At 72.3% G+C, this 8,415-nt stretch carries 11 protein-coding genes; 6 read left to right on the forward strand and 5 right to left on the reverse strand.

The window, feature by feature from the left end; all coding sequences use genetic code 11:
• Both RM540_RS15730 and RM540_RS15735 read right to left on the reverse strand, forming a co-directional pair.
• On the reverse strand, positions 1-178 hold a 178-nt coding region (locus RM540_RS15730; protein ID WP_311665891.1), incomplete at its 3' end, for a carboxypeptidase-like regulatory domain-containing protein.
• A 200-nt stretch (positions 179-378) separates the two neighbouring features.
• Positions 379-1,599, reverse strand: coding sequence for a pyridoxal phosphate-dependent aminotransferase (locus tag RM540_RS15735; RefSeq protein ID WP_311665873.1), 1,221 nt, complete (start codon positions 1,597-1,599; stop codon positions 379-381).
• Positions 1,600-1,761: 162 nt separating this feature from the next.
• Between RM540_RS15735 and RM540_RS15740 the strand changes: the two genes are divergently transcribed.
• The 4 genes from RM540_RS15740 to RM540_RS15755 all read left to right on the forward strand — a co-directional run bounded on the left by RM540_RS15740 (position 1,762) and on the right by RM540_RS15755 (position 4,937).
• On the forward strand, positions 1,762-3,258 hold the full coding sequence (locus tag RM540_RS15740) for an aldehyde dehydrogenase family protein (protein WP_311665875.1): 1,497 nt from the start codon (positions 1,762-1,764) through the stop codon (positions 3,256-3,258).
• Positions 3,259-3,292: 34 nt separating this feature from the next.
• Positions 3,293-3,679 carry a hypothetical protein gene (locus RM540_RS15745; protein ID WP_311665877.1) on the forward strand — a complete coding sequence of 129 codons (387 nt, stop codon included), beginning with the start codon at positions 3,293-3,295 and terminating at the stop codon, positions 3,677-3,679.
• 132 nt (positions 3,680-3,811) lie between these two features.
• Positions 3,812-4,000 carry a hypothetical protein gene (locus RM540_RS15750; RefSeq protein WP_311665878.1) on the forward strand — a complete coding sequence of 63 codons (189 nt, stop codon included), beginning with the start codon at positions 3,812-3,814 and terminating at the stop codon, positions 3,998-4,000.
• Between the two features lie 151 nt (positions 4,001-4,151).
• A complete protein-coding gene (locus RM540_RS15755) occupies positions 4,152-4,937 on the forward strand; it encodes a hypothetical protein (RefSeq protein WP_311665880.1) in 786 nt (261 codons plus the stop codon).
• On the opposite strand, the gene RM540_RS15760 is transcribed toward RM540_RS15755, so the two are convergent.
• From RM540_RS15760 to RM540_RS15770, 3 genes are read right to left on the reverse strand one after another with little or no spacing between them, the layout of a single operon-like run.
• The gene (locus tag RM540_RS15760) at positions 4,934-5,437 is read right to left on the reverse strand and encodes a hypothetical protein (protein WP_311665882.1); all 504 of its coding nucleotides are present in this window, start codon (positions 5,435-5,437) and stop codon (positions 4,934-4,936) included. The genes RM540_RS15755 and RM540_RS15760 overlap by 4 nt on opposite strands.
• A 42-nt stretch (positions 5,438-5,479) precedes the next feature.
• Positions 5,480-5,863 (reverse strand): YraN family protein, encoded by a 384-nt coding sequence (locus tag RM540_RS15765; RefSeq protein ID WP_311665883.1) that lies wholly within the window; start codon positions 5,861-5,863, stop codon positions 5,480-5,482.
• Position 5,864: 1 nt separating this feature from the next.
• Entirely contained in the window at positions 5,865-6,446 is a 582-nt protein-coding gene (locus RM540_RS15770; RefSeq protein WP_311665885.1) for a GbsR/MarR family transcriptional regulator, read from the reverse strand.
• 176 nt (positions 6,447-6,622) lie between these two features.
• Here RM540_RS15770 and RM540_RS15775 point away from each other — a divergent pair, with 176 nt between their 5' ends.
• Both RM540_RS15775 and RM540_RS15780 read left to right on the forward strand, forming a co-directional pair.
• Complete coding sequence (locus RM540_RS15775) at positions 6,623-7,459, forward strand: SAM hydrolase/SAM-dependent halogenase family protein (RefSeq protein WP_311665887.1); 837 nt, start codon at positions 6,623-6,625, stop codon at positions 7,457-7,459.
• Entirely contained in the window at positions 7,460-8,128 is a 669-nt protein-coding gene (locus RM540_RS15780) for a hypothetical protein (RefSeq protein WP_311665889.1), read from the forward strand.
• Positions 8,129-8,415 lie beyond the last annotated feature (287 nt).

An 8,415-nucleotide genomic window follows, 5' to 3' on the forward strand; every position in this document is an offset into this window, starting at 1 on the left:
CATACGCCCCGCCCCGGTCCGTCACGTCGCCCGTCGTCGTCCCGCTGAGGTAGACGTGGACGCCCGGGAGCGGCGCGCCCGTCTCGGCGTCGACGACGCGGCCGGTGACGACGGCCTGGGCGAGGGCGCCGGGCGCCAGCGCGAGGACGCCGCAGGCTACGAGCAGTCGGGCGAGCATGGGCGACGGGCAGGCGGCGGTGGACCACGCTACGGCCGCAGGACGGGCCGCGCAAATAACCGGCGCCTAGGAGTACCCGCGCCCGCCCTGGGCTAGCTGCCCTCCCCCGCCCCGCCCTCGACGCGCCCGCCGCGGGCGGGGTGGCGGGCCGTCGCGTTCGGCCGCCCCACCCCCGGAGCGAGCCCGCCGGGTGGGGCGGGTTACTCGTTCCGCACGCGGTCCGCGAACGCCGTGATCCGGTGGATGGCCTCCTCGATCTGGTCGATGGCCGTCGCGTACGAGCACCGGAGGTAGCCCTCCCCGCTCGGCCCGAACGCGCTGCCCGGCACGGCCGCCACGTGCTCCTCCTGGAGCAGCCGCTGCGCGAAGTCCTCGGACGAGAGGCCGGTCGAGGTGATGTCGGGGAAGGCGTAGAAGGCGCCCTCGGGCTCGAACGTCGGGAAGCCGGCCGCGCGGAGCCCGTCGACGATGACGCGGCGGCGGTCGTCGTAGGCCCGGCGCATGTCCTCGACCGCCGGCTGCGCGTCGCGGATGCCGGCGAGGGCGCCCACCTGCGAGACCGTCGGCGCCGACATGATCACGTACTGGTGCGCCTTGTACATCTGGTACAGGATCGGCTGGGGCGCGCACGCGTAGCCGATCCGCCAGCCCGTCATGGCGTAGCCCTTCGAGAAGCCGCCGATGAGGATCGTCCGCTCGAAGAGGCCGGGCAGCGTGGGCACCGAGACGTGGCCGTCCTCGTGGGCCTCGCCGTAGACGAGCCGGTCGTAGATCTCGTCGGACAGCACCAGCAGGTCGTGCTCGACGACCACCTCGGCGATCTCCTCCAGGACGTCGCGGCGGAGGACGGCGCCGGTCGGGTTGTTGGGGTAGCCGAGGAAGAGGAGCTTCGTCTTGTCCGTGATGCGGGAGCGGATGTCCTCGGCCGTCACCTGGAAGTCGTTCTCGGCGCGCGTCGGGACCCACCTGACCACCCCGCCCGCGAACTCGGCGAGCGGCCCGTAGCTCACGAAGCACGGCTCGGGGATGAGCACCTCGTCGCCGGGGTCGAGCAGCGAGAGCATCGCGATCGTCATGGCCTCCGACGCGCCGACGGTCACGATCACCTCGTCCTCGGCGTGGTAGTCGAGCCCGTAGAGCCGGGCCATCTCGCCCGAGATCGCCTCGCGGAGCTCGGCCAGGCCCAGGTTCGCCGTGTAGCTCGTGCGCCCAGCGTCGAGCGCCGTCTTGGCTGCGTCGATGATGGGCTGGGGCGAGACGAAGTCGGGTTCGCCGATGCCCAGCGAGATCACGTCGTCCATGGTGGCCGCGATCTCGAAAAAGCGGCGGATGCCCGACGGCGGCACCTCGCGAATGCGGCGGCTCAGGCGGCCGGCCATGCGCTCGGCGGCGGCGGGGGCGGGGCGGGCGAGGGTCTCCATAACAGGCGGGGCGAGAGGAAGAGGGGACCCGGCGGGCGGCCCGACCACCCCGCCCACGGCGGGGAATTGGGCGGGCGTTCGCGGAGGCGGGCGGGGCGGCCGGCTAAGTTAGCCGCCCGTTTCCCCTCCACCCCGCCCCGCCCGACCGGGTTTCCACACGCCATGGCCGACGACACGACCTTCCAGAACTACATCGGCGGCCAGTGGGTCGACGCCCAGAGCGGCGAGACGTTCGAGAGCCGAAACCCGGCCCGCACGAGCGACCTCGTCGGCCACTTCCCGCTCTCGGGCGGGGCGGACGTCGAGGCGGCGGTCGCGGCGGCCAAGGCGGCGTTCGAGACGTGGCGCCTCGTGCCGGCCCCCAAGCGCGGCGAGATCCTCAAGCGCGTGGGCGACCTCCTAACCGAGCGCAAAAACGAGATCGCGTTCGAGATGACGCGCGAGATGGGCAAGCCCCACTTCGAGACCAAAGGCGACGTCCAGGAGGCCATCGACACGGCCTACTACGCGATGACGATGGGCCGCCAGCTCTTCGGCCACACCGTCCCGTCGGAGATGAACAACAAGTTCAACATGACGGTCCGCCGGCCCATCGGCGTGTGCGGGCTCATCACGGCCTGGAACTTCCCGGTCGCCGTCCCAACGTGGAAGATGTTTCCGGCTATCCTGAGCGGCAACACGGTCGTGTTCAAGCCCAGCGAGGACGCGCCGCACAGCGGGATGCTGCTCGTGAAGGTGATGGAGGACGCCGGCGTGCCGCCGGGCGTCGTCAACCTCGTCCAGGGCGCCGGCGCCACGGGCCAGGCGATTGTCGAGCACGACGACGTGGCGGCCATCTCGTTTACGGGCTCGTCCGAAACCGGCGCCGCGCTCGCCCAGCAGGCCGCGGCCGACCACAAGCGCGTGAGCCTGGAGATGGGCGGGAAGAACCCGGCCATCGTCATGGAGGACGCCGACCTCGACCTCGCCATGGAGGGCCTCATCTGGGGCGCCTACGGCACGACCGGCCAGCGCTGCACGGCCACGTCGCGGCTCATCGTCCACGAGGACGTCCACGACGAGCTCGTCGAGCGCGTGATCGCCAAGGCCAAAGAGCTCCGCCTGGGCTACGGCAACGACGCCGGCGTCGACGTGGGACCGCTCATCAACCAGAAGGCGCTCGACAAGGTGGCCGGCTACATGGACGTCGCCCGCGAGGACGGCGCGTCGATCGCGCTGGGCGGGGCGGCTGCCACGGGCGACGGCCTGGACGACGGCTTCTTTTTTCAGCCGACGCTCTTCACGAACGTGACGCGCGACATGCGCGTGGCGCGCGAGGAGATCTTCGGGCCGGTCCTTTCTGTGATCAAGGTGTCGTCGTTCGACGAGGCCATCGACGTCGCCAACGACGTGAAGTACGGGCTGTCGAGCGCGGTCTACACGCGCGACATCGCGCGGGCCTTCCAGGCGCTCCGCGACATCGACGCCGGCATCACCTACATCAACGGCCCGACGATCGGGGCCGAGGCGCACATGAGCTTCGGCGGCGTCAAGGCGACGGGCAACGGCCACCGCGAGGGCGGCTGGGAGGTCTACGACTTCTACACCGAGACCAAGACCTGCTACATCGACTTCTCGGGCGGCCTCCAGCGCGCTCAGATCGACAACTACGACGACTAGCCGTACTCTCCGGGCGGACCCCACCCCGCCCGTCATGAGAACGCTCCTCTCCCTCGGCCTTGCCCTCGTCCTCGGCGCGTGCGCGACCGCCGCCCCGCCCGACGGCCGCCCCGCCCTCCGGGCCGACGACGTCGTCGTGTACCGCTCGGTGGACGACATCCCGGGCGAGTACGAGGTGATCGAGACCATCGTGCCCCCGGACGACATCGCCCGCGTCGGATCGGGATACGGCGCGACCGATGCCGTCGAACGGTTTGCCCGACGGAAAGCGGCCTCGATGGGAGCTAACGGCGTTCTCGTGGTGAGCACGGCCGAGGCCGCCTCGAACGTGCGGGCGACCGCGTCCGTCCGCAACGGGTACACGCTGTCGCCGGGCACGCTCGTGGCCGTCTACGTGACGCCGCCGGAGGCGCCGCGCTAGCGGGGGCGGGGCGGCCCTGCTGTTAAGATCCTGTGATCACAGAACCTTCCGGCAGACCAACCGTCCAACTTTATTCAGACCGCCCTCCGGGTAACGCCAGGACGGATCCATCTCTCCAGCGCCCTTCCCCCTATGAAGACCTACACCTCCCCCACTATCGCCGACTACGGAGACATCCGCACGGTCACGGCCGCCGACCAGCAGTCGATGCAGACCGACCAGATCTTCAACAACGGCGAATCGATCGGCACCTCCACCGGCTCGCTCGACGCGTGCGTTTCGCCAGCCCCGAACCCGCAGCCGGGCGACATGTGCACCTGAGCCGAACGGCAACGGTCTAGATCCGCGGGGAGCCCAAAAGGGCTCCCCGCTTTTTTTTGCTCTCCCGCCCTGTGGCGGGGCGGGGCGGCTCCACCCCGCCCCGCCCACGCGGCGGCTAGATTGAAGCCCGCCCCGCCCCGAACCTCCACCTATGGGTCTGTTCTCCCGCTCCGCCCCGGCCAGCCACTTTCCCCAGTCGGTCGGTCGGCGCCTCGGCAGCGGCGACGAGGTCCGGCTCCCCGATGACCTCCCCGCCGACGCCACGCTCCTCGTCGTCTTGTTCCGCGACGACCTCGACCCGCTCGCGGACCAGTGGGCGCGTCTCGGCGACCGCCTAGCCGACGTGCACGGCGACCGCGTGGGCGTCTGGGAGCTCCCGATCGTGAGCAAAAAGCTGAAGATGTTCGGGAAGCTGGCGACGATGGGCATCCGTGGGCAGGTCGACGGCGAGAGCGAGCGCGAGCGGACGGTCCCGCTCTACGTCGACCCCAAGGGGTTCCGCAAGGAGCTCCAGCTCAAGACGCAGAGCGACGTCTACGCCTTCCTCGTCGCCCGCGACGGGCGGATCGCGTGGCGCGGCGAGGGCGACATCGACATGGAGGAGGTCGAGGCCCTGGAGCAGGCTGTCGAGGACGTGCTCGCCGCGCCGGTCCCCGCCCCTACGGACCACCCGGACGCCGAGGGCGCCGAACCGCCGTCACCCGACGCGGACGCCGCCCCGCCCCCCGAAGACGACGAGGCAGGCAACGCGGAGGAGCCCTCCCGCCCCGCCTCAGAGGAAGAGGCTGGCGACGGCGCACCCGCCGGCGCCGAAGGGCAAGAGCGTCCGAGCATTACAGAGCCGCCCCGCCCCGAGGCGGTGGAGCCGGAGGAAGAGGACGCCCCTGCGGAGGCCCGGTGGAACGGCGACCCGCCCCCGATCCGAACGCGGGGCTAAGACGCGGTCGTTGTCCGGGAAACGAGGTCGGTCAGCGTCCGGCGGTCGCCAGGGGTGAGCAGGAACTCCTGCTGCCCGAGCACCACGCGGACGGCCTCGGCCGCCGCGATGTCCTCGAAGAGCGCGCGCGGCATGCCGATCGTCAGGAACTCGCCGTAGGTGTTGGGGAGGATATCGACCCCAGGTTCGCCCGTACTGAAGCGATACGGCACGCCGTCGACCTCGAACGTGACGCCGGGGAACGTCGAGTTGAGCGCGTTCTGGCCGATGTTCGAGAAGACGACCCGGTACGACTCGGCGTGGCACGGCTCGGCGCCGCAGTCGGCGAACGCGCGGAGCACGAAGTCGCGCGTCCCGACGGTCGAGGACGACGAGATGGGCGTCCCCAGGCGGATCTGGTCCGACCGAAACCCGCGGTCGCTGGCCGCCCCGCCCGAGCCTGCGCAGCCGGCGAGGATCAAGACCAGGGCCAAAGCGAGGGCGGGGCGGGGCGGCGTCATGGCGCGGGCGGGGTGGAGTCCGTGGAGACGGCCGCCGTTCGGCTAGGTGAAGTAACCGAAGGCGTTTTTGAAGTGCTCGATGCGCGGCTCCCCGTCCCCAAAGTGGACCGCGACGACGTCGAACCGGACCGGCGACGGGATGAGCCGCCGCTCGTGCATGTAGGCCTCGGCCACGCGGAGGATCGCCCGCTGCTTGGCCTCGTCGACCGCCGCCTCGGGGGCGCCGTAGCCCGCCCCGCTCCGGGCCTTGACCTCAACGAACACGATCATGCCGCCGTCGTCGGCGGGCGTGGGCTCGAACACGACGGCGTCGATCTCCTCGCGGCCGAAGCGGTAGTTCCGGTCCAGCGTGCGGCAGCCCGCCGCCTCCAGGAAGGCGACGGCCGCGTCCTCGCCGCGGCGCCCGATGTCGGCCGTGCTCGCCATGCTAGGACGCCCCCCGCCGGAGCTTCGAGGCGAACTGCGTGATCCGCCGGACCTTGTCGGAGCTCCGCCCGCGGACGAGCGGGAGGAGCGCGTTCGTGAACGCCTCGAAAACGGTCATGATCTCGCCCAGCGCGTCGATCCGGTCGGCGAGGGCTGCCTCGTCGTCCGAGAGCGAGCCGCCCGCGCGGAGGTTCGTGGCCACGCCGTCGAGCGCCCGCTGGACCGGCTCGATCTCGCGCCGCTGGCGCTCCTCGATGATCGTCGTCGTGATCGACCACACGTCGGACTCGGCGACGAAAAAGTCCTTCCGGCTCCCCGGCTGGTGCGTCTTGCGGACGAGGTCCCAGTCGAGGAGCGCCCGGAGGTTCATGTTCGCGTTGCCCCGGCTGATCTCGAGCCGGTCCATGATCTCGTCCGTGTCGAGCGGCCGGTCGAGCGCGTAGAGGAGCGCGTGGATCTGAGCCATCGTCCGGTTGATCCCCCAGTGCGAGGCCATCTCGCCCCAGAGGCGGACGAACTCGCCGACCGCCCGCTGGGCACGGTCGGCGTCGGTCGGGGGGGAAGGCGTCGGGTCGGGGGCCACGCGGGCGGGGTGGGGCGGCGGGCGAGAAGATACCGTGCCGCGCGTGGCCCCGGAGCGCCGCCCCGCCCCCGAGTGCCGTCGTCCCGCTCTGGGCGCCTGGGCGGGGTGGGGCGGCCCTGGCGTGGGCGGGGCGGCCCCCGTAGCTTCCGCCGTTCACGCTGCCCGGTCGCCCCCCGTTGATCGTCACCCTCACCACGGACTTCGGCCTCCGCGACGGCTACGTCGCGGCTATGAAGGGGGCCATGCTGGCCGCCGCCCCCGACGTGCGGGCGGTGGACGTGACGCACGAGGTGCCGGCCCAGGACGTGATGGCGGCTGCGTTCGTGCTCCGCGGGGCGGCCCCATTCTTCCCCGCCGGTACGGTCCACCTCGCCGTCGTCGACCCCGGCGTCGGGACGCTCCGCCGGGCGATTGCGGCGCGGCTCGTCGTGGGCGGGACGCCGTGCCGGTTCGTCGGGCCGGACAACGGGATCCTCCCGCTCCTCGCCGACGGCCCGCCTGTGGAGGCCGTCGTGCTCGACCGGCCGGGCGCGTGGCGGACGCCGGTGCCCAGCGACACCTTCCACGGACGCGACGTGTTCGGGCCGGTGGCGGCCGCGCTCGCCGCCGGCGCCGCGCTGGACGACGTCGGGAGCCCGGCCGGCCCGCTCGCCCCGCTCCACTGGCCGCTCCCCCGCGTCGACGCTGAGGGCGTCGAGGGCATGGTCCTCCACGTCGACCGCTTCGGGAACTGCACGACGAACATCCCGCGCGAGGCGCTCGCCGGGCGGGGCGGATTCAAGGCGTACGTGGGCTCGAGCGTGCTCCGGCGGCACGCCCCGTCGTACGGGCACGTCGCGGCCGGCGAGCCGCTCACGCTGTTCGGGAGCTCGGGCCACCTTGAGATCGCCGTGAACAGGGGCGACGCGGCGGCCCTGCTGTCGGTCGTCCGCGGGGCGCCGGTGAGCGTGGTGTTCGAGGCTGCCCCCGCCCCGCCCCCCCGGACCCGGACGCGCTCGGCGTCCGCCGCCTAGGTGGAGCCCGACGCGCCCCGCGACCCGACGCCGGTCGACGAGCTGCCGGCGTTCGACCGCACGCAGACGCGGCCGTCGCCGGTGCCCCCGCCCGAGCCCATCCCGCGCGGCCGCGTCGCCGCACTCGTGGCGCTCGTGGCCGTCGGGCTCGCGATCGCCTACGCTCTTCTCCGGGTCCCGACCGCGGACGAGGGCGCCAACCTTCTCGCCTCGTTCGTCGACGCCACGGCGTCGTATCAGGCCGCCGTCGAGACGACCCGCCCCGAGGAGGCGCGCGCGTTCGTGCTCGACCAGCTCGGGTGGGACGTGCCCCCGCCGGACCTCCCCGCCCTCGCCCTCGTGGGCGTTGACCTCCCCGTGGTGGGCAGCACCGGGGGCGGGGCGCCCAGCGCGCGCGACGTGGTCGTGCCGCGGTTCCGCTACAGCGGGGCCGGCGGGGAGACGGCCTACGTCTATGCCTACGACTACATCACGCTCGACCAGGTCCGGGCGTCGTTCGACCTCCCGGACGCGACCTACGCCCTGCTCGGCGAGAACGTCCCCGTGGACACGCGGCGCCTGGAAGGCGCCTACATCGTCACGTGGCGCCGCCGGTCGATGATCTTTACAGCGGTCACCGATAGCGAGGAGGCGTTCGAGCAGATCGGGCAGTGGGCGGCGAGCCTCTGACGACAGCGGGCAGCGGGCAGCGGGCAGCGGGCAGCGGGCAGCGGGCAGCGAAGGTGCCCCGCCCGCACCGCACGAGGGCGGGGCGGGCATAGCGGGCGGGGCGGCGCCTTTCCAGAACCGCCCCGCCCTCGTCACAACCACCCCTAGCCCCTCTTGGCTGCGCCGATGCTGCGCAGTGACCAGGAGGGGAACTGCCGCCGCTTCCAATCGACGTCGGCCTCGCCTCTCACCGCCCAACCCATCTCTGAAAGGGGCGGGGCGGAACAAGAACGGCACCACCCCGCCCG

It is taken from the genome of Rubrivirga litoralis (assembly GCF_031846415.1).
GTDB classification, from domain to species: Bacteria; Bacteroidota; Rhodothermia; order Rhodothermales; family Rubricoccaceae; genus Rubrivirga; species Rubrivirga litoralis.